Source organism: Bradyrhizobium sp. CCGUVB23 (assembly GCF_024199885.1).
In the GTDB taxonomy this organism is placed as follows: domain Bacteria; phylum Pseudomonadota; class Alphaproteobacteria; order Rhizobiales; family Xanthobacteraceae; genus Bradyrhizobium.
This window is the reverse complement of the sequence record NZ_JANADQ010000001.1, coordinates 3885070-3911976: the sequence shown is the minus strand read 5'-3', so window position 1 is coordinate 3911976 and position 26907 is coordinate 3885070. Positions and strand designations below refer to the sequence as shown.

Sequence of the window (26907 nt, the reverse complement as noted above, 5' to 3'; positions counted from 1 at the left end):
GCCCTACCACAGAGCTTGGCTGCACGAACCGCTTGCAACCTTAAGTGACATGGTGTGGACTATCCCTCGTGCCTCTCCGGACAGCACCCCTTGATAGCTCAGTCTTCGCAGATTCAGGGCGCTGCAAGGACCGGTGAGGAGGACATATTTGAAAATTCTTTTTTGAATCGCAAAAGGAGGTTGCCGTGAGAGGATTGGGGCTGACGCTGCTGGCATGCTGCTTGTGGTCAACTTCGGCCTTTGCAAAACCACCACTTGGCTACAGTGTTGACAGCTCTGGACCTCACCAGGAGCTGAAAGATCACACTCTTTACGAGATAAGGTTCGTCTGTGAGCGCGGCCCGGGCCTCGCCAAGGATTCGGGTAATCTAGCAGACGCTATCGGCGATTTCTTTTTGCATCACAACGATTCTGCTAACCAATATATCATCGTGGGCAATGATAGTGCCGTGGTGGACGCGACGGATCCCGGCAAGATCAAGCTTCCCGAAAAAGCGATCTCCATAGTCCCGGTATTTTCGATTAAGGACCAAAGCGTCGTCGATAATTTTGATGCGTGCCAGAAGTCGATCTACGTTCAGGGCACCCAAAAAATTTACCTGATTCCGACGGTGGCTTGGTCCTCCCATTTCACGGAAGGCGCGGGGCTCTCGGCACTCTATCAAGCATCGAAGCTCATCTCCCCACTGTGGTCACTCTTCAATCCGGCGGCTATCCCAGCTGCGATCGCCTCGAAAATTTCCAACGCTCAAGCGACCGAGGATCCCATCAAGAGCATACTTTCGCAGATGAACGCCGACCAAAACTATGGCACGACCATACGCTTGAGGACCGGGCGATATATTATAAAAACGAAGTTAAGCACGGTCACTCTGAATGTATCTCAGATTCCTTCAATTGTGGGAGCCACCTCCGACGACTTGCGACGTGATTTTCGTGCAGCGCTTGATGCCGCGCCCCAAAAGATTCCGTCGACCAATTTCGAAGGGGTTTGCAGTCAAATTGCAACCACTCTTCAAGGAGCCGGCTTTTCGCAAGACCAGGACATTCCCTATGCGCTGACCCATTTGGCAAGCGGCGCGTTATCGAGCAAAGGCGATCTCATCCGTTGTCTAGGAATCTATGCGGTACGGGCTACGCGTCTGGGCAATATCCTCTGGTCTTGGATACCAGAAGCAAAACGTGTGACGGAAGAAGAAGCCAGCATTGTCACCGATCCAAATCTGCCCGGACCAGCGCTCCAGCCCGACTTCAGCCGTGTTGAGGGCGTGTTGGACGATTTCGTGCGTGATCTATCGCGCACAGCCAAGAATCTAGATTCAAACGGCAAGCCACTTCCCCAATACGTTTCGGAATTGAAGACCACGATGGCGCCGACAGTGATTATCAACGACAGGACTGAAGCAGCACAATTCGATTCGATGCAGCCGCTCGACGCTCAAAGGCTCGGCGAGGCGTTAATTGCACAGCACTATTTCCGTTTCGGTTGTTACGCCCAAATTACAGAGAAATTTGGAAGCAATACGGATGGAGCGGCAGCGATGTTCATTGCTTTTAAGGTCGGCAAAGACACGCCCTCACCCGTTAGTCTTGATACGGCATTAGGTGTCCGCGTGCTTTTCGGAAAGGGAGGGCTCGTCTCCCAGCTAACGTTCACGGATAAGCGGCCGGCCATTATGGCGGCACTTGATGCAAATGGATGGAATTGCAATCTCGTCGTCCAAAAGCCGACATCATAACAAATCGATGCCGAGGGAGTGATCAATGCGCGCGTTCGGCTCCGGCTTTAGCCGGCACGGGCAAGCATAACGCCGTTCGCCTGATGTTCGTGCCGGGTCTGACGCTCGCATAAATGAGCATCCTTTTGGTACTGCGCAAGGAGCGTCGTCCTCTACATTGCTCGCAATCCATCCGATGTCCTGATGGAGAAGAGTTGAAGCTCGGAGTCTATCCGCATGGGGGCATAATCGATCAGATGTATAATCGCGTTACCCACCCGCTTGAGTTGGTTGCCCCCTAGAACTTCGATATGCCCGGATTGACTTGGGTCCATCTTGTTAAAGAAAGCGACATGTCCATGCGTCGGATCGGAACGATGCTTAAAAATGGCGATATCTCCTTGTTTTGCCATGATTGGCGAGCCATCGCCGACCTTCCAGATCTCTTTGCCCCAATGCTGATCAATGAAGCTTTGCGATGAGGCGCTATTTGTCCCTTTGACTCCAGATTGGGCCAGGCACCAATTTACAAACGCAGCGCACCAGGGGGTGGTATCGCCGGCAGGTTTTTGCTTTAGATCATAGAAGAATTTTACGATGACCGGATTTGCGTCTGATTCCGGCCACGCCTCTTGAAATCTAGCAGGAACACTTTCCTTGAAGTATTGCGCCACTTCAAACGGACGCTTTCCCCTAGGAGCTTCGCCTAATATCTTGAACGCATCTTTCCAAGAAGGATCTGTGGGCGGGAGGATGTTTCTTCCTAGAGTAATCTGGCCCGCGTCCCACGTTTTCAAAAAGGCCACCACATCGGAAGCATCATCCTCAGCCTTTGCAGCAGTTATTGTTAGTGAAGCAAACGCTGATGCCAGACGGAGAAGTTCCCTTCTATTCATACGCGATATCCCTTCTACAGGTGGCCGCAGGAGGCCGATCTAGCCTCTTTGTAAATCGGGCCCCATTGGTCGAGGAATTGACAAGTGTAGCGATACTCATCGTGCTTGAACGGATTGTAGGTCGCCCGGTGGTCTTCGGACGTCTTAACGAGTGTCACGTTTCGCTCTGGAAAGGCCCTTTCACGCTGAACTTTTTGAGAGTTACAAAAGGACAGCGGGTCGCTTCCGCCACCGCGCCAATCTGAATCAGCCGACCAAGGCTGCGAGTTCGACCAGCCCTCGAGACCGTGGTCGGGATGTCGGCAAAAAGGGAACTGCGTCGACTGAATCGCTGCGTTTTGAATTTCTACATGCGTTTGCGGGTTAACAGGACCTAGTATCGTGTCTCCATCCTGACTTCCGACTTTGCCGTACTCCGGCTTTTGACCCGGGGCGCGCTGCGGCAATCTCGTGAAGACGAACTGCATAAGCTCCGTTCCCGTGACGTACCCATCTTCGTTGAAGTCGGCGGCGGCCAATCCCTCAACAAGCATGCTGGTGAATTCGCCTTTCGCAGGTATGTCTTGTTCTGCGCTTCCCGCCGTAAGAAATTGACGAGCTGGATTCTGTAGCTCTGGGCTCAGCAGATAACCCTTGGGTGCGACCGGAAATCCTCCAGCCCCCAGAGAAGCAATGATTGCTCCCGCTCGACAGGCCTCAAGTGCGAAGAAGATGTGTTTAGTCGTCGCCTGCTTGGCGTACTCGGCCAACTGCGAAATATAAAAAGCCTTCGATCTGAAGGCATTTGCATCTAGATGGGGATCCGGACTATCGACCGGGACGATGAACGTCCTAGTGCCGTTAGAATCCGCAGGGCTACCCAAGGTATAGCCATGGCCAAAATAATAAAAGAACAGCCTTCCATCAGGCAAGTTGCCGTAGTTACTGAACACGTCTGCCAAGACAGTTTTCAGCTCAGCTGATTTCAAGTCCCGCCAAATATCAACATGAAATCCGCGAGCTTCCAGAGCCTTCAGTAGTATCTGCTCGTTTTCTTTGGCGGGCTCTACAACCGGCGTCCAGTTGCTGCCTTCTTCGTACCTGGCTTCCATGATGAGGACAGCACGGCTGTCAGAGTACATGGACCGCTTCGAATTTTGATCGTCCGTAAGCTCCAGCGAAAACGACTTATCTTCACGGGTCGAGTACGCAGGTTTGATCTGCCAAGTGAAGTTTTGGCAGAAGCCGCACTCGGTCTGAAAAAAAAGCAAGGCCGCGACAAAAAATGAACGCGCTAGCATAAATCGCCCCCTAATTGCGTGCAGGGCAAACGTCAACCAGTCAATCACAATTGCAGAACATCTGGAAGAGGTTTTTGCACAAGGGTCAGGCTTTGTCCCGCCAAGGAAGCCCCCCGGTGGCAGATCGGTTTATGACGGTGCCGAGGACTGAAGTGGTGCGATCCGAACGACGAAAGACGCGATCGTGGGTTCACCAGTTGGGCTCCGCGAGAAGGCTGGTGCTACTAGCACGTTCAAGCGATCATTGTTGCGATCGATCAGTACGCTAGCTGGACCGCGAAGATCATCGCCCGGCTACAGAAAAACTGCCCCTATGAGCAACGAGGGTGTCGACTCTCGTCTGTCGTTCGCTCGGCCAGCCCTCCTGATTCCGAAAGGGGTCGAGCTAGTTGTGTCAAAGAGCGCGGATTGGAAGGTAGCCCTTCCTGACGCCGCCCGATCGCACGTGCTCAAAAAATGCTCGCGCAAGGGTTGCGGCGTGGTATAGTTCAAAAGACAGCAATTGGGTCGGGGGATTCAATGAGATTCGCCTCACTGTTTCGTGTACCTTGTACAGCTCTTACTGTGCCCATGGGTGCACGCCGCAAGCTATAAATTTTCTCAACAGCAAAATATCGACACCTAACGAGGGAGCAAATGGATGAGCTTGATCAAGTCGCATTCAAGCTTGGTGTCTACAATTGCGGTATGGAGCTAATATCCTTCCATTGCTGTGATAAAGGGATTGAGTTTGAAATGGGAACGGCGAAGTGCAACGCTCCGACCGCACCCGGGCAACGACCTCCGCGCAGGCAGGTTTTTTGATCTCGAACCCGTCCCAGCCGGAGGCAATTGAATGCACCTAGCATATGCGGCCCGAGTCCTAACCCTTATCGCGTTTTCAATATTTTCGACTGGCGCAAAAGCAACGTTGATCGATCTGCCAGGGATTTTTGGTATTAACGAGAGCGTCGACCACGCTGCCGATAGAGCTCAAGGTCTAATAGACCGTGCTCACGATGTGATGTTCGCCCTAGAGCAGCAAACGAACAACGATGCAAAGGAGCGGCTTGATCAGCTCAATGGCATGATCGCAGACTTTCTACAGAAAGTAGATGCTCTCGAAGAGAAGACCTCTCAAAACTTGCTTGCTCTGCTAACCCAATTCACGATCAAAGTTCAGCAACTCATCGACAGTGCGACCCAAAAGCTCTCCCAATTAATAGATCAGGCGCAATGTGCCGGGCAGAAAGTATTTGAGGTAGCTCTGCGCGATGTGTTGCAACAACTCCCCTTTACCAAAAATGATCTGACCATTGTTGCTCCAGTACTTTATGCTGGTGAGTGCACTGGCTTCTTCTCCTGCAACCCCATAACCAAAACGTTTCGTGTTTATCCTACACAGTTCTACGATACTTATAATGAGATTCGAAAATACTTGATCGAAGAACGACTGGAGCATGCGCGTGACGACACCCCCATAAGCAGCTTCGTTGAGACGTATGGGACGGTAGCTAATGTGGCAAGGATGACTGCATGCTTCGATGACGCAAATCGTGACCGATATCTAAGCGACTATGTGAAGTTCGCGAATGAGGCTGGTGTTTGGAAGCGTCTCTTTGGGCCGAATGTGGGGAAGATCGAGAAATGAGAAACCGGTTTGCCCGCTTGATCACATTTGCCGCGGCGCTCGTGGTAGCACCACAGGCATATGCCGATCCGCTTAAGAATTGCCAGACAGTAGTTGAATGTGCCCACAATCTTGCTGATAAGGTGGACCAATTAGAACGAGCATTCGAAGCGGCCAACAGCCGCATTCAAGCTCTTGAAGATCAGAACGCAACGCGAGAGGCAAAGGCGAAGCAGGAGCCGGTACCTACAGCCCTGCCCGCAGACGCATTTTACAACAAACGAGTTATCTTCACTGTTCCCAAAACCCAGCGCGGTACTTCTGTCAAGATACCCGAGTCCACGATAATCGAGTTCTGTGGTGGGCCAGATGGTTGCATTGTCCGGCTAGGTATGAGGGATTGGGATTCCACGGGTCGAATAGCATCTCGTCACTTTTTGTTTTTTTATAACAAAGACAACAAGAATTGGCGGTCGGAGCAAGGAGACATCGAGGGTTCAAACAGCAACAACGTTCCTCAACATGCAGGCAATGCTTGGGCATGCCATTTCACAGATGGCGAGTATGTGAACAACGCTGGTGCTGACACAACTGCTGACTTCGGACTCCTCTCGACGCCCGACGCCAACGCGGACTGCGTGCTGACCATTGAAAAGTAGTGGTGCTGCGCCTGGTACTTGGTTCTCCTACAGAGATCGCATGAAAGCTATGAGGCCCAATTCGGGCGTGCGCAATAGTCCCACGGAGCGGCGCGCCAGATACAACTCAATCGCGCTACCACATCCCAAGCGCTCGCGGAACGGACGAAATCGCGGGATCCAGCCGGCAGGTGGGCAGAAGGGTTCTCCGTCAACTCGGGGGCGCTATAGCTGCTCGACTACCTTTCTCTGAGCATCTCCATTCTGCTCAATGTAGCGTTGAGTAGTTCGCAAATTGGAATGACCTGCCAGAATCTGAACGTCCCTTAGTGAGCCGCCAACGGCGGAAATCTTTCGGGCTGCTCCGGTGATGAAAGTCCTCCGCCCGCTGTGACTCGAGCAGCCCATGAAGCCCAAGTGCCGGTACCAGCTTTGAAACATGTTCACGATGGCCTGTGGGGAAGTGGACAGCCCGCGCTCGGTGCTGACGACGTAGGGACCGGCGAAGCCCATCACCTTTTTTCTGTACTCGATCAGTGCCGACCTGACTTCAGTGTTCAACGGGATCATCCGTCCTGACTTCCCCTTGCTCGCCGAGTCTTGCAGACACAGCACCTGACCGATCCCGCCAGTGGAGTCGTTGGTCATCCACCAAGTGAGCCGAGCGATTTCCTTCGCCCGGAGTCCGGCTTTGACCGACAGCAAGAAGATCAGCCGGTTTCGTTCTGGGTATCTTGTCTTGGACAGGTAAGCCAGCATCGCTTCGACCTGGCCCTTGTTCAACGTCTTGGCTTGCTTTCCCAGCCCCACTTCGTCCTCCTAACCCATTATTTAAAGGCAGCAGGACGCTGGATTGTAACAAGTCAGGCAGGCACGTACATGCTTAGTCGGAAATAATGCGCGGCAGCACAGGGGCTTGTTGTGACTGATGATAGAATTGTCCTTCTATCATCAGTCTACTTCAGGGTGAATAACGCCTTAGTCTGCTTGGCAATACCTAATGACATCAGCTCGGCTTGCCCCGCCATAAAAGCCGTCGGGTCACCATCAGGACCAGGGCCAGAGTTTCCAGATCCCGATCGCCGCGCTTCCGAGCGCAAATAGCCAGCTCGGCCTCACGATAGGCCGAGGGCGAACTGCGAGATGGCTCGCCCAGGCAAAAAGGATTGCGCCTAGGACCGGTCCATAGTTCCTCTTAAACTCACCATTCCGCTTGGCGATCTCCACCAAATCCGAGTCCGACACATCGACCTCCGGGCTCTCGCGATTCCAGCCAAGCCGAGTAATTGTATTCTGTAGCGCGACACGATACAAGCTGCAATTGACATCGACTTAATTGAGTCCGCTATGCCCTCTTTCAAAGAAATACCCCATCCTGGTACCGTCATTAGAGCGGAGATCATACCGCGTGGCATGTCTGTGACACGGGCCGCCAAACTTATGGGCGTTGGACGTCCAGCGCTCTCGAACCTTCTGAATGGAAATTCCTCGCTGTCTGCCGACATGGCGGCGCGCCTTGAAAGCGCATTCAAGAAGTACACGCGCGAGCAACTTCTTGAGATGCAGGCCGAATACGACGCCACCCTAGCAAAGGGCAAGGTACCTGCTGAGACCAGAGCCTACGTTCCGCCCTTCCTTGGCATCAAAGCCCGCCAAATCGAAGGATGGATCACTCAAAATATTCCTGCGCGCACACGACTTTCGGTCCTTCTCCGCACCCTAGTGCATTCGACGGGCCGAGGGCTGAATGGAGTTGATTTTCCCGGCAATGACGATGCGGAGCGCCCCGGTTGGGATGGCTTTGTCGACGCTGGCGAGGGCTCACCCTGGGTCCCCATTGGACGCTCCGGCTGGGAATTCGGCACGAATGAGAACGTCAAACAGAAGGCGGAAGATGATTTCGAGAAAAGCGTAAAGGCGCATGAGAGGAAAGAGCGCCAAGAAACAACCTTTGTTTTTGTTACGCCGCGCCACTGGCCGGGGAAAGATGCATGGCTCGCTAACGCGAAAGCGAAAGGTCAGTGGAAGGATGTACGGGCATACGATTCAAGTGACCTAGAACAATGGTTGGAGCAGTCAATCCCGGGACAGGTCTGGTTTGCCAATGAGACCCTCATACCGGCACAGCATGTCCGCTCACTCGACAAGTGCTGGGTCGATTGGGCCAACGTTACCGATCCGCCGCTAATCGGTGCGCTCTTCAGCTCGGCGATCAACGCTGGAAAGCGCGTGTTATCTTCGCGCCTCGCAAATGCACCCGACGGCTCAATCGTGATTGCAGCTGACTCAACCGAGGAAGCGTTAGCCTTCCTTTCCCAAGTATTCAATGAAAGTGATGATGACGAACTCGCGAAACATCGCGATCGCGTCTTAGTCTTTGATAGGCCCGGCGTACTGCCCCGACTCGCAGAAGGTGGGCAGACATTTATCCCAGTAGCATTCACACGCGAAGTGGAGCGCGAACTCGCCCCACACGTAAAGTTCCTTCATTCAATCGTTGTCTACCCGCGCAATGCTGCAAATATAGAACCTCACATCGTATTGGAGCCCGTGAATTACAAGGAGTTCAATACAGCTCTCGAAGCGATGGGGAAGGACCGCGACGAGATTAGCCGGCTCGCCAATGAGTCTGGCCGTTCGCTAACTGTGTTGCGGCGCCGTCTTGCGACCGGAGCGTTGCGGACACCCGAGTGGGCTGACCGTAAGGAGGCCGCAACGAAGTTAGTTCCATTCCTGCTTGTCGGCGCTTGGCAAAGCACGAATGATGCCGACCGACTAGGGCTATCGCTATTGGCAGGTGACAGGCCGTATGACGAGCTTGAGAAAGAACTTCAAGCTTCGGCGCTACTAAACGACGCCCCGGTCTGGTCGATTGGCGCCTATCGAGGTGTGATTTCTAAGATCGACTTGCTCTACGCAATTGCGAATGCGGTGACGGCGGAAGATCTTAAGCGCTATTTCCAGATAGCAGAGATAGTGCTCCGTGAAGACGATCCTTCGCTTGATCTGGACGAAGATAAACGTTGGACCGCCAGCATTTACGGTAAGAAACGAGAGTTCTCTGGCGTTTTCCGCGAGGGCATCTCTGAAACGCTCGTACTGCTCGCGCTCTATGGTGGCCATTTGTTTAAGAGGCGGCTCGGCTTCGACGCCGAAAGCGATGCCACACTTCTTATTCGCAGGGTTCTATCGACGCCACTGACCACCCGAATACTTGAGGCAAATGACCGTGACCTTCCTACCTATGCGGAAGCCGCGCCAGAAGAATTCCTTTCGATCCTTGAACGTGACTTGAATTCGAGCGATCCGGCCGTGATTGGGTTATTGCGCCCAGCAGCAACCGGTGTTTTCGGGCGCAGCCCGAGCCGCACCGGCCTACTTTGGGCATTGGAGGGGTTGTCCTGGAATCCACAAACGTTGCCCCGCGCCGCGTCGATTCTAGCCCGACTAGCTCAGGTAGAAATCAACGATAACTGGGTCAACAAACCTACGAACTCGTTACAGTCAATCTTTCGAGCCTGGATGCCACAAACGGCGGCTAGTCATGAGGTGCGAGTCAGCTTGATGAGGAAGTTGGCGCAGCGTTTTCCGGACGTCGCCTGGAAGATCTGCGTTGCTCAGTTTGGCGATCATCATCAGGTCGGCCATTACAGCCATAAGCCCCGGTGGCGACCTGATGGGTTTGGTTTCGGCGAGCCCTTCCAAACTTGGGACCCCATTTTCGCATTCGAACACGAAATGGTCGAAATGGCATTAAAATGGGAGGAGCACTCACTTAGTACTCTCAGCGACCTTGTTGAACGCCTCCCGGGCTTGTCGCCAGAGCACCAAACTCGTGTCTGGACGCTAATCGAAGCCTGGGCAAAGGACAAAGCGCGCGATGCTGACAAGGCAGCGATGCGGGAGAAGATTCGTGTTTCGACACTTTCCCGACGCGCAGCCCTACGTTCAAAAAAGGACGCCCAAGCTAAAGCTTTGGCTTCCGCAGCTAAAGCAGCGTATGTGTCGCTGGAACCAGCAGACATCGTTAACAGACATGCATGGCTGTTTCGAGATAGTTGGGTGGATGAATCCGCGGACGAAATTGAAGACCTCCAAGAAGTAGACTTCACAAAGCGCAACGAACGAATTCAAGATCAACGCGCTGATGCGATGCGCGAGATCGTGGATCAACGCGGGGTGGCCGGATTGGTCGATCTAGCTCAACGCGGCAACGCAGCCTGGATCGTGGGAACGATAGCGATTTCTAATCAAGTTCTGACCGAAGGGCAGGTCGTAGAGTTGCTTCAGATCGCCCTTCGACGGGTCTTGGGTGCCAAGGACGAGGTTCACGCTTTCAAGAACGTTATAGCCGGTGTGCTGCGTGCAGTTTCGGATGATCGAAAGAGGACCCTCATTATCAAGACGATCTCTATCGACTTATGCGAAGAGGAGACAGTTAGCCTGTTATTGCTTGCGCCATATTGTTTGCCGACCTGGCAACTAGTCGATTCGCTCGGCAAATTGGCGCAAAATAAGTATTGGAGCGACGTTGTACCCGATTGGCTTGGTCATTCAGATGAGGAAAACAATGAGAGTGTTGAACGACTCTTGAGGGCAGGACGCCCCCGAGCCGCATTTTCCAGTATTCGTTACCCCGATCGGCTCGACGGACAAGTGCTCTTCCGCTTGCTATCGGAGATGGCAAAAGGCGGAAATGATAAGTCGGGCGAGTACATGCTTGAGCACTACAATGTAGAGCAAGCATTCAAGCATATGAATAATAGTCAAGACCTAACACTCGATCAGAAAGCCGGCCTGGAGTTCGCTTTCATAGATGTGTTGGCCCAGCGTTGGGATAGCCGTCACGACAGCTACGGAATTCCAAACCTCGAACGATACATCGAGGCCCACCCCGAGCTGTTCGTGCAGGCCATCGCATGGGCATATAAGCGCGAGGACGGCGGTACGGACCCAGAAGAACTCACTGTGCCGCCCGACCGCGTGAGAAATATGGCGGAGCGTGGATACAAGCTTTTGGATGTTTTGAGGCGTATTCCCGGCCATAATGAGATCGGAGAGCTCAAGGCAGACAACTTGGCGAAATGGCTGGCAACCGTTCGTCAATCGGCACGCGATCTCAGCCGACGTGACATTGCCGATACTTGCATTGGCCACCTTCTAGCGCACGCGCCGATCGGCTCTGATGGCATTTGGCCGTGTGAACCTGTCCGGCAAGTTATGGAAGAAATTCGGTCCGAGCCGCTGATGCGCGGCGTTCAGGTAGGGTTGTTTAACTCACGCGGTGTTCACTGGCGAGGGGAGGGCGGCGATCAGGAACGTGAGCTCGCAGCCAAATACCGCAAGTGGGGAGAAGCTCTGCAGTCGTCGCATCCATACGTCTCGGCGGTCCTATTGATGGGAATGGCTCGAAACTATGAAGCAGACGCCAGCCACCAGGACACCGAAGCTAGTCTTCGTCGCCGGATGCGATGATGAGATGCTTGCTTGGTTATCTGGGCGTGCGGCAACGCTCAGAGAGTAGCCTACTTCAATTCTTGGAGCTTTGCTTGTAAAGCTTCGAGCGTATTGACGACGGTCTCGAATCCTTTGTTAGCGGATAGAGGGCGCTTATTTCTGCTGATCCGATTGATCGACCGCGAACAAAGGCCCTTTAGGCGATCTCGTTGTCGTTTCTGCTTCGGTACCGGTGAGCGTAGAAATAGTTCCAAGAAGGCTTCGATCCCCTCAATGTCCACATCGTGCTTTTGCTCCGACAACTCTTCTAACAGCACGAATAGTTGTTCGAAGTCCTCGCCAGCCCAGCTAGCCAATTGGCGGATCGGTTTGCTCATCCATCCAACCGTCTCGATCGAAGACATGCGTAAAGACCGCGCTATCCAAGCGGATTCAAGATAAGCCTTGATCGATTCTCTGAGCAACGCGAACGCACGTACGGCGTCCAGGCTTATGTACGAAAATGAGCGCTGATAGTGACAACTGCCCAACTTGCTCCAGAATTCACTCTTGTAGCGCGGGCTCATCTGCTCGTCGTCGATAACAATGCGACAAAGGCGCTCGGCCTCGTCGAGACCGTAGCCGGAGTTAACTTCCAGGTGAAACCAACTTCTCAACATGAAGATGTCGAGATATTTCAGGCTCTCTGCGTGGCGGAAACATTGCCGAGCCTTTTCCCTATAGTCGGGACCGAGACTAGAGTACGCGCGTCCCATGATTGCTCTGATCCGGGGATTTTCTAACGCGAGATCGCCCGAAGGAATTGCTTCGCATATGTTTGCAATGTTCACGTGGTCACGCTTCCGTACCATGCGTTCGAGCGTTACAAAAATGGCGGCTTCACGCGGAGACATCCGTACATTGATTGACTTTAGATGCTCGACCTTTCTCTTCAGAAGCTCGTAGTGTGATATTCCCTTTGAGACTTCATCAATGAAGGGAACGCACGGCGGGCTCAGCTGGTAAAGCGTTTCGCCTTTGTCGTTTTCAGTCGCCACGAGGAAGACAACTGAGCTTTCGCTGATCGCATCGATAAGCTGGTCGCGCGTGAATTGAAAAAGGCTTGCTAAGGTAGAGAAGCTGACCGGTTCACCAAGCAAGCATGCTCCCGCTAGCAGCTGACGAGATTTTCCTTCCTGGAGCCGATCGTACTCCCTCTGATACAAATACCTACGGGCTCCGTCGCCACCCCGCTCTTTGAATGCGCGTATGGCTTCGACGTAGTCGCCCGAGAACTTTCTAGACCAGACGATTGTTTCTATAAGCAGTGGAAGCTTATTGGTCGCGGTTTCAATCTCTTTTATGTGCTGCCCAACTGGCATCGGCGCGTCGAACTGAGCGCAGCAGGTTTGGAGAAAATCAGGAAGTTCGGTTGCGCTGTCGAGCCCAGGAACAGACACCGCTGACTTCTTCGCGTGACTGGGCGGCTGGCGAAGGGTATAGAGGAGGCGCGTGCGCTTGCGGGCTTGGACCGCCTTGATCAACAGCTGTTCTTCCCCAGTATCTACCTTTCTTCTCGTCAGTGCGTCGATGTCATCGATCACGATCAAGCCCGAGAAGTTGTCAAATAGCTCCGAGAGCAATTCATCGAGCTTCTCGTCCGATTGAGATTCGAGATCGGGCTCGTTCAGAAATCCAGAATGATAGAGTATTTGGGCGAATTGCTCTGTCGAACTTTCAAATTGGCGAAGGGCGAACGTCTGCTCCTTCCCTGCTTGAGTGTTGTATTCTGTTTCCTTTCCCGAGATATACAGGACATAGTCGACTCGATCCCCCTGTTTACTCACGATATCGCTTCCCATCTCCGCGAGAACGCGGGCAAACTCAAACGCAAGCGTGCTCTTGCCAGAACCTCCTGGACCATCGAGATAGAGCCGCGGTTGGTCGCCGAGAACGAACCAGCGCCATAAGGCGTCCATAAGATTGCGCCGACTGACAAATTGATGAAGGGTTGCCGGTGACGGCGGAAGCGACCTGTGCACTGGATATGGTAACGCGTCGCTGGTTCGATCTGGCGGATTGCTTCGTTTTGAATACAGCATTGGAAGATGCTGATCGGTCGCAATCAGGACCTCGTGACGATCCCTAATCCAACAAGTGCCTGCTCCGTACTTGCCAAAGTCACGCGTCAGAACGGCGGGAGCAGCGATGCCTCTCTTTGGCACCAGCAACACAGCTATTTGTCGTTTAGGCTCAACCGTCGCCTCGAGCGTTTTTACAATGCAGTGAAGATTTGTATTGGATACGTCTGACAGTAAGCGATTGAAGACTTCAATATCGAAGATTTCATTGACGCCAACAATATTCTGAGATCGGTCCCTCACACCGAAGACGATAACGCCCCCGTAAGAGTTGTGTAATGCTAACGCTAGTCGAACAATGCCAATGCCGTATTCATCCGAGAAATTGAGAGGGATCGTCTCTTTGAAATCGAGCGTGTAGCTCTCCTGCGTGTTGAAACGACTCGATGATTGGTCCCATATGGGGCCGAACAGGTCAGCAAAGCTGGAAGGGATTTGCTTGCTCTCAATGGCATGGAGGATAGGAGCAAAATCGAACATAGATGAATCTCGCAAACTCGCTTAAGGTGTATTACTCGGAGAGAATCAACCGAGGTTATTCAGCCTAAAGAAAAGGTCAAAGCCCCTCTTTAGGTGAGTCTAGGCCCCCCGGCCGGCGAAACATCGCGAAAAGCCGCGTTGCGGCATGTACGTGATTTGAAATGCGTTTAGAATCAGGCGGGTTTATCCATCAACGGAGAACCCGCATGCCGATCCTCAAGTCACTGTCCTTTACCGCACTGCCCAAGGCCGGCAACGATCCGGTTCAGATGCGCCGGATCAAGTTCATTGCGAAGTTGGAGGAGCAGAAGCTGCTCCTGAACGATCCCAACCACCTCCGGACCGTCCAGCGCTGGACCAAGGTCAACGGCGAACGCCAAGCCTCAACGAAGCAACAGGCCGTCCGACCGTGGTGGAAAACCGATGCCTCCGGACAGGTGGTGATGTCCGTCAAGTTCGGCGCCAAGCCGATCGAGTTCGAGAAGGGCAAGGCCGGCATCGTCATCGGCTCCAAGGACAAATTGCCGGCGGTGATCGATGCCCTGATCGGCGCGGTCCGAGCCGGTGAGCTTGACGACCTCTTCAGTCAGGCCGCCAAGACCGGAACGATCGGGAAGCCCCGGAAAGCCGCTTGACGGCTCGAACCGTCTGGCGGGCATCTGAGATATGCGCGTCGGACGGTTCTAATGTCGACGTTGATATGAGTGGTCCGGTCTTCTGCAAAACATGTCGGGAGACAGATGGCGTCTGGGTCAACGCTGTCGTCGACCACCACTGCCTCAATGAGAGAACCAACAAGCATTTCACAGCGCTCGTATGCAGGCGTTGTCTGCAGGCAGGACGGGTCACCCGAGTGACCTGCAGGACATTCGTCCGGGTTGAACCCGAGACAAATAGTCTAACATGGATTTGCCGCGCGGGATTCGATAGCGCCGGCCAGGGCACCGCCGGCACGGCCAACTGATGATCTTTTGCCCCGCCATTGGCCCCGTGCTCAGAATCCCGACACGCGTGGTGACCTCGGCACCCGTTGCCGGTAGCTCGCCCATTGAGGGCAACCGCTAGCCGGGGGGAGTTCACGTGGCCGGACTCAGATGACCGGCGGGCTCGGCAGGGGAACGTAGGTCCTATTCGGCCCTCTTCCGAGAGGCGGGTCGGCTGGGGCGTCGGAAGAACTCGACCGGGTCTACCTCCAGGACGTCCGCTAGCTTCCCGATGATCTCCAGTCCCACATAGGTCGCCGCCCGCTCAACCCGGCTTACGTAGGCCCTGTCCACCCCGGCATCGTGCGCCAACTGCTCCTGGGAGAACTTCCGGGCGTGCCGGACGCGCCGGAGGTTGGTCGCAAAAAGTTGGCGTAGGTCCATGTACCTAGCCAAGCGATCTGTGGTTTATTGGCCCACGGCTTTAAAGCCGCAAAATTTGCATCGCTGGCTGGACCAAGCGACCAAAGAGATTTTTGGGAGACACTATGGGGTCGAAGATTAGGTCGGCGATAGCGTTGGTGGGGCTGCTTGGAGGTTTTTACGGCGCCGCTTATGTGTTCGATAAGGTTAGCAATTCCTCAAGTCTGCTAGCGGCTTCGGCGCCTCCGCGTTTCAAGGTTTGGGTAGATCAACCGTTCATCGAATCGCGCGGAGTGCTTGACAGAAACGTGGTGGCTCTCAATCTGCAGTCACTCGAAGATCAGGCGATCTCGGTGACGCGTGTGCTCGTGAACGACGATCCAAACTGCCTGAACCAGACTCAGCCCCAGTCATTCGAGCAGCCGATGAAGATCGGACAGACATTGAAGTACTCGCTGGGGCTTCGTGGGCTCGGCGCGTGCGACGTGGTCAAGGTTCTTATATCGACGGACCGGGGAGACGCAATTTACCGGTTCAACTAACGATATTATTTGTTACTCGTGGCCTGCGTGGAGCCTTTTCGACTCAAGGCGACTAAAACCTGGCGTCCGAGCCTGCAAGAATTGTTTGAATCGCCCTATCCGCAGTTAAGCAGCACATTTACCCTCTGATTGAGTCTGTCTACGGCGGTCGCCTGAGGCTGCCGTTACCTGCTTGAGGGGCGTCATGATCTCAAAAGAACAACGCATTGAGGCGATGAAGGGCGTTCTCGCCTCTCTCTTTGCCTCTCAACGAACGCTTAAGTCACTTGCGCCGCAATTCAAATGGGCCGGTTTAGGCAACCTTCTCGGTGATTATGGAGAGTTCATCGCGGTCGAGGCTTATGGGCTACAGCAAGCGCCGCGTGGAGCAAATGGTTATGACGCTATTACACCCGACGGCAAGAAGGTGCAGGTCAAGGCCAACTATGCTGCTTCGCAGATCGGATTTCGCGGTGAAGCCGATCTATTGCTTTGCCTAAAGATCGACCTGACCGGCGACTGGACCGAGGTCTATTACGGTGACTTTTCGCTGGTAAAGCAGGCGGCCCGATACTCGGCACGCGACAACAAAAGTATGGTCCCCATCTCAGTCCTGACCAAGCTCAAGGAAGCTGGTTATACATTGCCGTCCAAGCTTCCAGTTCCAAAACCAGCCGAGATGGATGACGCGGAGCCGATCTAGATGATGGGGGTTCGTCGATCTTCCGGTTCAAGCACGTCGATAAACTGTGCGCCGTTCGCTGCGGGGCTTTGGCCCGCGACGATTTGTTGATCGAACCGGAGCGGATCTTCGTATGACGGGAAAACAGCGCGGACGGCTGCATCACGAAATCCCACGACGAAATAGCGGCGGGACTGTTCGGGATGAGCCGCAAGTTGTTGCATGTGGGCAACTACGTCATCAGCCTCTCCGCCGGCTGTCTTTTTTAACTCCTCGATCGATCTCTGCATCGATGGCAACGTCCCTTGGGGTGCGATCAGAAGAGTCTCGACAAGAACCTTTAGCCGGGAAGCAATCTGAGCTCGGAGCTTGTAGAGCTCATCGGACGGCGGCATTTGAAGCCTCTTCACAAGCTGTTTGATTTCTTCCCTACTCGTGTAGAAGCGCGAATCCCGACCGTTAAAGTCACGCTGCTCCGCCTCCTTCAATGCGAGGCGTTCAGCAAGCTGTGATTTTCGTGCAGTGAGTTCATTGAGCTTACCTGCGACGAATTCCGGCGAGCCGCCAGCGCTCAGCACCGCGTAAGTTTTTTCCATGAGGTCGGCGACAGCCGCCAATTCTCCACGAAGAGCGAGGACATCGTCCCCAAGTCTCTTCCGCTTCCCCGCGTCTTCACTGGCATTGAGAATGCTCTCAAGATCGAGTTCCTGGACGAACGCCAGGAATGACGCCTCAAAGTCCTTATAACGCCATCTCGTGGCGTCGCATCCGCGGCTTCGCTGGGAATTCCCGCAAACAAGGTAAGTGCCGCCACGTGATCCCGAGCCTTTGTTTTCGAATGAGATGGTAGATCGGCAGTAAGCGCATCGCGCCAATCCGGTGAACAGGTTTGTGTAGCCGGGCCCCTTACGACCGGAGCTCCCGATCTTCCGTTGTGCCCGTGAATGCTGAGCCTGAAAATAGAGCTCTTCTGAAATGATAGCAGGGTAATAACCTTGAATCGGCTCTCCCTCAGATACGCGCTTGCGATCGACTTTTACATGCGGCTGAAACTCGCCGAGGACGGCACGATTTTCCAAAGTCTTGGCGATATACGATCGGTGCCAACCGTTTTTACCTTCGAAGGCCGGCACGCCTGCCCTATTGAGTCTAGCTGCTATCGAATACATTCCTAAGCCCGCCGCCGAATCGGCGAAAATCTGCCGAACGATCTCGACCCGGTCCGGGATCGGCTCGTAGGATTGCCTATTTGCCGAGAGCCGAAGCCACGCAGGGCATCGGGCGGTCATGGGAACGCCTTCGGCCGCCTTCTTGCGCTTGGTCTCCCATGCCGCGCCCACGCGCAGACTCTTGGTCTTGGACTCCTCGTGGGCACGCTCCATGATCACCAGCGAAGTGATCATGTCGACGAGGTTGGTGGTCTTCGCTTGATAGACCCTTTGGTCGATGAGCGTCACGAGATTGATACCCGCCTGCACGATGCTGAGAAATAGCGAGTGTGCTGGCAGAATCTCCTCCCTGCTTAGCCGGTCCAGCGACTCGACGAGCAGATAGGAGCCGCGTTCGACTGAACCCGCCCTTACAGCAGTCAGAAATTGGCCCAGTGCGCCCTCCCGGACATTCGCCCCCTTGAATGCGGAGATGCCGATGTCTTCCAGCTGCGCATCATCCGCGAGGTCGAGGCCATGTTCTTCGGCATAGGCCTTCGACGCCTCAAGCTGTCGTCTCCGGCTATCGCCCTTGAGTTGCTCATCCGTGGACATGCGGACGTAGGAATAGGCGCGAGGCTTCATGGTTCGGCTCAAGGGGAAGGAAGGTGGGGATAACTAACCGATTCGGGGCATTTGTACACAACATATTGATGAAATGTTCTATTAACCTACAGATAGCCGGTTAATTGACTATAACATTCTGATGATCGGCGCACCGGGCGCCGGCAAGTCGATGCTGGCTGCGCGCCTGCCCTCGATCCTGCCGCCGCTGTCGCCGGGCGAACTTCTCGAAGTCTCGATGATCGCCTCGGTCGCCGGCGAAATCCAAGGCGGCGCGCTGACCTCGCGACGGCCGTTCCGCTCGCCGCATCATTCCGCCAGCATGGCCGCGCTGACCGGCGGCGGCATGCGCGCAAAACCCGGCGAGATCTCGCTCGCGCATCAGGGCGTGCTATTTCTCGACGAGCTTCCGGAGTTCGATCCGCGCGTGCTGGATTCGCTGCGCCAGCCGCTGGAGAACGGCGAGGTTTCGGTGTCGCGCGCCAATCACCGCGTCACCTACCCTGCCCGCTTCATGCTGATCGCGGCGATGAATCCGTGCCGCTGCGGCAACGCGTTCGAGCCCGGCTATGCCTGCAAGCGCGGCCGCATCGACCGCTGCACGGCGGACTACCAGTCGCGCATCTCCGGTCCCCTGATGGACCGCATCGATCTGCGCATCGAGGTGCCGGCGGTGACCGCGGCCGACCTGATCCTGCCGCCGCCGGCGGAAGGATCCGCCGAAGTTGCCGCGCGCGTCGCCGCGGCGCGTGACATTCAGCTCGCGCGCTATCAGGCCGCCGGCATGCCGAATGTGCGTACCAATGCCGAGGCGCCGGCCGCCGTGCTGGAAGAAATCGCAAAGCCCGACGCGCAGGGCCAGAAGCTCTTGCGCGATGCCGCCGAGACCATGCGGCTGTCGGCGCGCGGCTATCACCGCGTGCTGCGGGTGGCGCGCACGCTGGCCGACCTCGACAACGCCGACAAGATCGGCCGGCTGCATCTCGCCGAGGCCCTCTCCTACCGCGCACTCGCGGAGGATGTGCGCCAGCTGGCGTGACGATCCAGCGGCTTTGTCAGAGATCCGTTCCAAAAGTGGTATCGGGCGATTTCCATGCCACCGATGGACGCGATCGCTCAACGCCTATCGGTCCGGCTCGTCGGGTAGGAAACGGAACCTGATGGCCCTAGTTGGGCTTTGTGGAGTTCGGGACGGCGGTAATGCTCACCGTCCCGTCAGCCTCAGTGCAGAGTACCAAGTCAACGTGACGGCCCGGGGCAAGCTCTGCGGTCGCCACTGCCGCCTGCGCAATGGGCATCTCGGTACTAGCGCTTGAGTAGACTTGGAATGAGAAAGGCACCTCCTCCCGCGTGACTGTGTAGGACAGGAGGAGCGTGCAAGACGAAGCCTGAAGCCGGTGCGTGCCGTCCAGAATGTAGATCAGAGGGCTATTCTGATGAATACGGACGTTATGAATTCCCGCCGCGGAAGGAATATTGGGGGTTGCGTTTAGGGTTTGTTGCGCAATCGGACGCACACGGTCTTTATCTATTACCGTGCCGTTTTCGTCGTAAAGTACCGAGTCTTCGAGCTTCACTCCTTGCGGAAACTCAACGTGGAGGGTGGCGCTCGTGATCTCTCGCCTCAACACAGTCATCGACGTGGGTAGGCACCAGTCGAAGCCGTCCACTTGATCAAGAGACAAGCAACGGATGTTGTAAACCGCGGCCTTTTTTATGGCGGTGCGAGTAAATCCCTTGCTTGAGACCATCACGCCGGAATGGATCCCCGTGTCGCCACACTTGCTACGAAAGGCCTCTACAGCATCAACGCCAATCGGACGCGAGCGGTCTCGGCACTCCAAGGCAACCACTATGACGTGATGCTCGTGAGTTATCGTTAGAACCACATCGTGTTCACGGAGTTTGCCGGTGATCTTGTCTCGGACGCGCTTCGGACTTTCAATTTGAATGGGTTGCCCGGCCGCACGTGCCCCTTCGATGGCGCGTATCAGCCTCTGAAGGTCTCTACCTGTCTTGGCCATATCTGTCCGATTGAGCCCCAATGCGCCTATGTACGAGACCTCGTACGCTGCAGGCGGGCGTTATACTTCTTGAGATAGATGCGCGGCGCAACGGGCAAGCGGCCTACGAGAGCGGCACCATGGAAGCATCTACACTGCAGCGATGAGCTTGGTGGCCGCCGCCCCCTTAAGTCGAACATTTTGAAGTCGGAGGCGAAGGGTCGATCCAAAGGGGACAGGTGACTGGAAGGGACCCGTGACAATTGCCATTGACGAAATCGTTTGCTGAGGGCCACCGCGCAGATCCTGTGGCTGTACGACCGGGACCTATGCCCCAAGCTCATTGACGCGCTCCAGCAGCATCGGAGCGGGCGGGATGGCCTCACCCACCTACTTCACATACTTAGCTTCAGCTTCGGCCAGCTTCGTCTCGAGGTATTTTACTGCCAATTCCGCTGCGACAATCGGGCTCAAATCTGAGATGGGCTTGCCGAGGTGTGTGACTGGCGGCTGATAGACCTTACCCCGGTCCGTTACCGCAACGAGATGAACTTTTCCCGGGATGAATTCGACCTTAATTTGCGCCATGGTTTCGGGATCGACCTCGACATGGACGCCATCATGTCCGTTACTGATTTGCATGTGTTTGACGTAAAGGGAGTTGCCCTGCTTCGGGCCGATGCCAATTCCACCGCCACGTTTCTCTGTAATCCGCTCTATACCATGTTCAGCTGCATCTCTGGCATGAAGTAAGTAGCTCAACAGTTCATCCGACCGCTGCTCGTTCAAGATCTGGTCGAACCAACCTTTGCCGGGACCGTGTTCGGTGGCCTTTCTCAATCGCAAGTAGACCCGGTGTTGTTCAGCGACAAATTCTTCCCAGAGTGCGGCTAATTCGTCCAAAGTCTTGGCGTTCCGCATCGCATCAAGCTTTCCCTTGGCAAGCTGGAGCTTTTGGTTCGCAGCCGCTAAGGCCAGTTGAGGCGAGAATGTTGTCATGGCGTCGCCGTTTCCAGGCCGAACAGGATGGAGCGGACACTACCCACGCGCGCACAAAGGCTCAATTGGGGCCTCTGCGGTAACAGTGGAGAACGCGCGCCACCGACAAAATCGGCCGGCTGCATCTCGCCGAGGCCCTCTCCTACCGCGCACTCGCGGAGGATGTGCGCCAGCTGGCGTGACGACCATCCGTATCAACCCGGCGGTAACAAGTTTCCTTTACGCTCTGCAAACCATAAGGCCCACGCGTTCATCACGGCCGTTTCTCTGGGCCTTTGGGGGAGTCCTTGGGCGAGTAGAGTGTCATGTTGCGTTTCAAGATCCTGGCTTCGGTTGTTCCCCTGATGGCGGCGGCGGTGTTCGTGCGTGGCGGCCCCGGATCGGCGTCGCATCCCTGCATCGCCGTCGGCGAGACTCCGGTCGAGCTCGCATCGGTTCCCTGGGCTGCCGGCCTGCACGTTGCCTTCACCGACGACCCCACCCGCGCCACCGTCCGCGTACTGATCACCGAGACCGCTGAGGTTGCGGATTTCGTCCTCGTCGACGACGGGCCCACCTCGGAAACGGACGCGTGCCAGGCCAGCGCAACAACGCGCCTCGTCGCGATCTCCGCGCACCCCAGCAGCGATGCCCCGGTCATCTATCTCTCCAGCGAAGGCCCGGCGGACTACCGCATCTATGTGCGGTCGAAGACGTTCTCGGCCCGCGATGCCGCAGCCCTGATCGTCGGTGCTGCCGGCGCGCACCGCCATCTGCAGGCTGCCTCGCTCTGAGGCGTTAACGTCTCATCAACTTTGTTTCAAGCCGACCGCAAAACCTCAAACTGTTCGCAAGGTCGGACGACACATCGTCACCGAGGGCGGGCAAAAGAAATCTTAGGCGGAGTTGAGGATCTTTGGCGATGGGTCGGTCGTTCCGGATCAAAGTGCGCATGCGCCGCTTCAGGCGCCGCCATCCCAGGGTCGCCTTCGCGATCCGCTCCTTCATGATCTTTTCGGCGACGTTCGGCGGCGCCTACGGCTTCATCGCCGGCAGCCGGGCCGAAAAGTCCGGCTACGATCCCAACGCCTTTGCGATCGGCGCGAGCTTCCTGTTCGCCCTCGCCTGCCTTGGGCTCGCCACGCTCAGCATGCGGCTGCGCTTCGTCAACAAGCGGCTGCGCTCGCTCGCGACGCATAACGAGGCGCTGGTCGATCGCAACTGGGAGCTGAAGGAAGCTGAGGAGCGCGCGCGCAGCCTCTTCGAATCGCAGAGCGATCTGATCGTGCTGCGCGACACCCAGGGACGCATCACCTTTGCCAATGACGCCTATTGCGAGCTTGCCGGGCAGGCGCGCAGCGCCTTGATCGGCACGCGCTTTGATTTCGACGTGCTGGAGCAGGGCGACAGCGCGCTCGAAAGCAACGGCACGCGCGTCCACGACCAGAGAATCGCAACGCCAATCGGCGCCCGCTGGATCGCCTGGCGCGAGGGCTTCGTGCGGCTGGATGCCGGTCAGCCGGCCGAGCTCCAGAGCGTCGGCCGCGACGTCACCGACCGCACCGAGACCGAACGCGCGCTCTCCGAGGCCCGCGACCAGGCTGACGCAGCCAATCGCGCCAAGTCGCGCTTCCTCGCCATGGCGAGCCACGAGATCCGCACGCCGCTCAACGGCATCATCGGCATGAGCAGCCTGCTGCTCGACACCACGCTGACGCCGGAGCAGACGACCTACGCGCGGGCCGTGAAAACCTCGGGCGAAGCGCTGACCGCGCTGATCGAGGAGCTGCTCGACTATTCAAAGATCGAGGCCGGCAAGCTCGACCTCGAGCAGCGTCCCTTCGCGCTGTCGACCCTGGTCGAGGAGATTACCGAGCTGCTCGCGCCGCGCGCGCAGGCAAAAAACCTCGAGATCGCGGCCTATGTCGACGAGCGCCTGCCGCTCGACGTCGTCGGCGATGCCGCGCGGCTGCGCCAGGTGCTGCTCAATCTCGCCGGCAATGCCATCAAGTTCACCGCGCATGGCGGCGTCGCGCTGATCGTCGAGCCCGGCCTGTGGCCGAACGAGATCAGCTTCCTGGTGCGCGACACCGGCATCGGCATTGCGCCCGAAGCGCAGTCGCGCATCTTCCGCGAATTCGAGCAGGCCGACGAGCGCGTGGCGCGCACCTATGGCGGCACCGGGCTTGGCCTTGCGATCAGCGAGCGCATCGTCAAGCGCATGGGCGGCCGGATCACGCTGGAGAGCGAGCCGGGCAGGGGCTCGACTTTCGAAGTCTCGATTTCGCTCGCGCCGGCCCAAGCCAGCACGGGACAAACCACGTTTCCGAGTCCCGACCTCACAGGTAATTCGATCCTGCTGATCGCAGCCCAGGGCATCGAGGCTTCGCTGATCGCGCGGCGGCTGGAGCGCTGGGGCGGCCAGACCTGCACGGTCTCGGACGTCGACGTCGCGCTGGCGCTACTGCCAGAGCGCTCCTGGCATGCAGTGCTGATCGATCGCGCGCTCGGTCCGGAGGTGGCGGCGCGGCTTGGCGATGCGGCCCGTAGTCATGCCGTGCAACGGCTGGTGCTGCTGACGCCCGCCACGCGGCACGAACCGTTATCACCGGCCTTCACGGGTTATCTGGTGAAGCCACTGCGCGCCGCCTCGCTCGCCGCGCGCCTGTCGCTGGCGCCGGAAGTCGCCTCGCCCGAGCTCGCGCCGGAGCCGCCGGCGGAGGCGTCCGTCACGCCGTCTGCTGTGACAAAGGGTCTGTCAATCCTGGTCGCTGAGGACAACGAGATCAACGCGCTGTTGATGCGATCGCTGCTGACGCGGCTTGGGCATCGCGTCGTGATCGCAACCCATGGCGAAGCGGCGCTGGAATCCTGGCTCGCGGCGAAATCCGCGGGCACGCCGTATCATCTCGTGCTGATGGACATCCAGATGCCGCAGCTCGACGGCATCGAAGCGGCGATGCGCATCCGCACGCATGAAGCAGGCGAGGGCGGTCGCCGCACGCCCATCCTGGCGCTGACCGCGAACACGCTGGTGGAAGATCGCTACGCCTGTTTCGAAGCCGGCATGGACGGCTTCTTGATCAAGCCGCTCGACCGCGAGAAGCTGGAGGAGGCGCTCGCCGGCCTGGCAGCGTCACGGCATCTGGCGGTGTGACCGTATTTCTCCGTCGTCATTGCGAGGAGCGAAGCGACGAAGCAATCCAGAATCGTTCCGCGGAGGGATTCTGGATTGCTTCGCTTTGCTCGCAATGACGATGTGGGAGCAGTATACCCTACCGCAGCTGTCACCGGCGCGCGCTTTGCGCAAGACCCGGCAAAGCCTCACTCGCCGATCTGGTCGACCTGCTTGAAATGGTCGCCCTCGACCACGTTGACGAAAATGACGGCCGATTTGTTGTCGCCCTTCTCGGTCCATTGCACCGGCTTGGCATAGGCGATGCCCTGGAAGGTCAATTTTCGCAGCGCCGCCACGACGTCGGCACGCGTTGGCAGGCCTTCCTTCGCCTTGGCGGCTTCCGTGATCGCGGCCATCAACACCCGCGCTGAATCATAGGAGCTCGCGGCATAGTTGTTGATGGGGCCGTACTTCGCCGTGTAGCTGGCGCCGAAGTCGGACGAGCCGGGCACGGTGCCGATCGCGGGCGCCGCGGAGAGAATGCGAACGCCTTCGGCCGTCGTCGCCGCGCCTTCGGCGGCCTGGATGAAGGCCTTGGTGTCCCAGCATCCGTCGCCGCAGGTGAACAGCTGGGTCAGGCCCTGCGCACGCATCTCCTTGAGGATCAGCGCGCCTTCGCGAATGCCGGCAAAGAACAGGACGTCGAAATCCCCAGGCCACGATTTGACGAAATCGGCAAAATCCTTTTCGCCGACCTTGACCGATTTGCGCGCGACCACGGTGCCGCCGGCGCCAAAGCCCACAACGAACTGGTCGGCGAGGCCAACGCCGTAGGACGTCCCGTCGTCGACCACGAGCGCGCGCTTCTTGCCCAGCTTCTCCATCAGGTAGCGTGCCAGCCCCGGCCCCTTGCGGTCGTCGCGGTTGGTCAGGCGGAAGACGGTGGCAAAGCCGCTCTCCGTCACTTTCGGGTTCGACGCCATCGGCGTGATCACCGCAAGCGAGCAGTCCGCATAGATCTGGCCGGTGGCAATGGCGACGCCGCTGTTGACGTGGCCGACCACGCCCAAAATGGCCGGATCATCGCAAAACGCCTTGGCGACGGCCCTTCCGGTCTCGGGGTCGGCCTTGTCGTCGATCGCCGTCGCAACAACCTTGGCGCCGGCGACGCCGCCCGCCGCGTTGCGCTCGTCGACCGCGAGGTCCACCGCCTGTTTCATCTCGACACCAAAACCGGCCGAGGTCGTGGTCAACGGACCGCCGATGCCGATCTTGACGTCCTTGCCGGCCAGTTGCGCCGCGGACGAGCCCGCAACCGCAAGAGCCAGAACGGACACGAGCAGGGGGAGAGCGCCGCGACGACAGGTCATGGTAACCTCCAAAGATCGTTTTAGAGGTATCAGGCTGTCACGCACCCCGTCGCCAGTCAACAATCGATAGATGGTTACAGCTTTTCCCTTGCGCCGGCCTGCGAAAACGCCTGAGATGAACCGGTTTCATCACGGGGCAGGGCGGCCGGCACGCCACGGCGAGCTTCCTTGTGCAGTTTGATGGTTACACATGAGCACCATCCCGCGGACCAAGACCGTGCTTCCACCCTCGCGCGCCAGCAGCCTCGATCTCGTCGGCGGCGAACTGGCGTGGGATTTCACCAACACGTCGTCGGCGCGCGGCTCTGCCGCGCACCAGGAGCACCTGCGGGATTTCGACACGCTGATGCAGTGGATCGAACACGCCCGCGTCATGGCGCCGTCCGATTGCGCCTACATCCGTGCCCAGCTGTCAGGCCATCCGCGCCGCGCGCGCCAAGCCTTTGCGCGCGCAATCGAGCTGCGCGAGCTGATCTGGACGATCGGCACCGCGCTCGCCGAGCAGCGGCCGGTCCCGGCAAGGCCCCTCGATCTCTTGTCAGCCGCCCACGCGGAACACCTGCGCCACGCCGAGATGAGGATGCGCATGGGCAGCTACATCTGGGTGTTTGATCCGCGCCGCGACATCGAAGCTGCGATCCTCGGCCCCATCACGCTGTCCGCGTTGACGCTTCTGATGGAGAAGGACCTCTTGCGCACCAGGCGCTGCGCAGGCCAGGAATGCGGCTGGCTGTTCTTCGACACCACCAAGAACAACCGCCGCCGCTGGTGCGAAATGCGCGTCTGCGGCAACCGCGCCAAGGTGCGCGCCGCCCGCGACAGACAGAAACAGGCGCGAAAGGGCTGATCGCGGTTGACGGGTAACGTAGCAACGTAGGGTGGGTTAGCGAACCGTAACCCACCTCTTTATCTTCCCGCC

Annotated in this window: 19 protein-coding genes and 1 pseudogene; 11 read left to right on the top strand and 9 right to left on the bottom strand. The window is 57.0% G+C overall.

Annotation, left to right across the window (positions count from 1 at the left end):
• Positions 1-185: 185 nt before the first annotated feature.
• Positions 186-1739, top strand: coding sequence for a hypothetical protein (locus NLN62_RS17870; protein WP_254109693.1), 1554 nt, complete (start codon positions 186-188; stop codon positions 1737-1739).
• 152 nt (positions 1740-1891) lie between these two features.
• On the opposite strand, the gene NLN62_RS17865 is transcribed toward NLN62_RS17870, so the two are convergent.
• Together NLN62_RS17865 and NLN62_RS17860 are read right to left on the bottom strand one after the other, a co-directional pair.
• Positions 1892-2614, bottom strand: coding sequence for a CHAP domain-containing protein (locus NLN62_RS17865; RefSeq protein WP_254109691.1), 723 nt, complete (start codon positions 2612-2614; stop codon positions 1892-1894).
• A 14-nt stretch (positions 2615-2628) separates the two neighbouring features.
• Positions 2629-3894, bottom strand: coding sequence for a caspase family protein (locus tag NLN62_RS17860; protein ID WP_254109689.1), 1266 nt, complete (start codon positions 3892-3894; stop codon positions 2629-2631).
• Between the two features lie 910 nt (positions 3895-4804).
• Here NLN62_RS17860 and NLN62_RS17855 point away from each other — a divergent pair.
• Positions 4805-5524 (top strand): hypothetical protein, encoded by a 720-nt coding sequence (locus tag NLN62_RS17855; RefSeq protein ID WP_254109687.1) that lies wholly within the window; start codon positions 4805-4807, stop codon positions 5522-5524.
• Positions 5521-6162, top strand: a complete 642-nt coding sequence (locus NLN62_RS17850; RefSeq protein WP_254109685.1) for a hypothetical protein — start codon at positions 5521-5523, stop codon at positions 6160-6162. Before NLN62_RS17855 ends, NLN62_RS17850 begins: the two co-directional genes overlap by 4 nt.
• Positions 6163-6366: 204 nt before the next feature.
• On the opposite strand, the gene NLN62_RS17845 is transcribed toward NLN62_RS17850, so the two are convergent.
• Complete coding sequence (locus NLN62_RS17845) at positions 6367-6951, bottom strand: site-specific integrase (protein ID WP_254109683.1); 585 nt, start codon at positions 6949-6951, stop codon at positions 6367-6369.
• Between the two features lie 537 nt (positions 6952-7488).
• Between NLN62_RS17845 and NLN62_RS17840 the strand changes: the two genes are divergently transcribed.
• Complete coding sequence (locus tag NLN62_RS17840) at positions 7489-11616, top strand: HigA family addiction module antitoxin (RefSeq protein WP_256575925.1); 4128 nt, start codon at positions 7489-7491, stop codon at positions 11614-11616.
• A 50-nt stretch (positions 11617-11666) separates the two neighbouring features.
• Here the strand turns inward: NLN62_RS17840 and NLN62_RS17835 are convergent, their stop codons facing one another.
• On the bottom strand, positions 11667-14198 hold the full coding sequence (locus NLN62_RS17835; protein WP_254109679.1) for an RNA-binding domain-containing protein: 2532 nt from the start codon (positions 14196-14198) through the stop codon (positions 11667-11669).
• A 206-nt stretch (positions 14199-14404) separates the two neighbouring features.
• Between NLN62_RS17835 and NLN62_RS17830 the strand changes: the two genes are divergently transcribed.
• Positions 14405-14833: a hypothetical protein gene (locus tag NLN62_RS17830; protein ID WP_254109677.1), complete on the top strand. Its 429-nt coding sequence runs from the start codon at positions 14405-14407 to the stop codon at positions 14831-14833.
• 492 nt (positions 14834-15325) lie between these two features.
• On the opposite strand, the gene NLN62_RS17825 is transcribed toward NLN62_RS17830, so the two are convergent.
• On the bottom strand, positions 15326-15565 hold the full coding sequence (locus NLN62_RS17825; protein WP_254109676.1) for a helix-turn-helix domain-containing protein: 240 nt from the start codon (positions 15563-15565) through the stop codon (positions 15326-15328).
• 104 nt (positions 15566-15669) lie between these two features.
• On the opposite strand from NLN62_RS17825, the gene NLN62_RS17820 reads away from it, so the two are divergent.
• Both NLN62_RS17820 and NLN62_RS17815 read left to right on the top strand, forming a co-directional pair.
• On the top strand, positions 15670-16086 hold the full coding sequence (locus tag NLN62_RS17820) for a hypothetical protein (protein ID WP_254109674.1): 417 nt from the start codon (positions 15670-15672) through the stop codon (positions 16084-16086).
• Between the two features lie 184 nt (positions 16087-16270).
• Positions 16271-16768, top strand: coding sequence for a hypothetical protein (locus NLN62_RS17815; protein WP_254109673.1), 498 nt, complete (start codon positions 16271-16273; stop codon positions 16766-16768).
• Here NLN62_RS17815 and NLN62_RS17810 read toward each other — a convergent pair.
• On the bottom strand, positions 16765-18540 hold the full coding sequence (locus NLN62_RS17810) for a recombinase family protein (RefSeq protein WP_254109671.1): 1776 nt from the start codon (positions 18538-18540) through the stop codon (positions 16765-16767). The two genes, NLN62_RS17815 and NLN62_RS17810, sit on opposite strands and share 4 nt — an antisense overlap.
• 109 nt (positions 18541-18649) lie before the next feature.
• Between NLN62_RS17810 and NLN62_RS17805 the strand changes: the two are divergent.
• A pseudogene (locus tag NLN62_RS17805) lies at positions 18650-19558 on the top strand (YifB family Mg chelatase-like AAA ATPase); the annotation flags it as partial.
• Positions 19559-19685: 127 nt separating this feature from the next.
• Here NLN62_RS17805 and NLN62_RS17800 read toward each other — a convergent pair.
• Positions 19686-20543, bottom strand: a complete 858-nt coding sequence (locus tag NLN62_RS17800) for a restriction endonuclease (protein WP_254109670.1) — start codon at positions 20541-20543, stop codon at positions 19686-19688.
• 369 nt (positions 20544-20912) lie between these two features.
• Positions 20913-21521, bottom strand: coding sequence for a hypothetical protein (locus tag NLN62_RS17795; RefSeq protein ID WP_254109668.1), 609 nt, complete (start codon positions 21519-21521; stop codon positions 20913-20915).
• 305 nt (positions 21522-21826) lie between these two features.
• Between NLN62_RS17795 and NLN62_RS17790 the strand changes: the two genes are divergently transcribed.
• Together NLN62_RS17790 and NLN62_RS17785 are read left to right on the top strand one after the other, a co-directional pair.
• On the top strand, positions 21827-22294 hold the full coding sequence (locus tag NLN62_RS17790) for a hypothetical protein (protein ID WP_027525129.1): 468 nt from the start codon (positions 21827-21829) through the stop codon (positions 22292-22294).
• A 128-nt stretch (positions 22295-22422) separates the two neighbouring features.
• Positions 22423-24657, top strand: a complete 2235-nt coding sequence (locus tag NLN62_RS17785) for an ATP-binding protein (protein WP_027525128.1) — start codon at positions 22423-22425, stop codon at positions 24655-24657.
• A 167-nt stretch (positions 24658-24824) separates the two neighbouring features.
• Here NLN62_RS17785 and NLN62_RS17780 read toward each other — a convergent pair whose 3' ends face one another.
• Positions 24825-25988, bottom strand: a complete 1164-nt coding sequence (locus tag NLN62_RS17780; protein WP_027525127.1) for a branched-chain amino acid ABC transporter substrate-binding protein — start codon at positions 25986-25988, stop codon at positions 24825-24827.
• A gap of 190 nt (positions 25989-26178) precedes the next feature.
• Between NLN62_RS17780 and NLN62_RS17775 the strand changes: the two genes are divergently transcribed.
• A complete protein-coding gene (locus tag NLN62_RS17775; RefSeq protein ID WP_051389907.1) occupies positions 26179-26835 on the top strand; it encodes a CGNR zinc finger domain-containing protein in 657 nt (218 codons plus the stop codon).
• Positions 26836-26907: the final 72 nt, after the last annotated feature.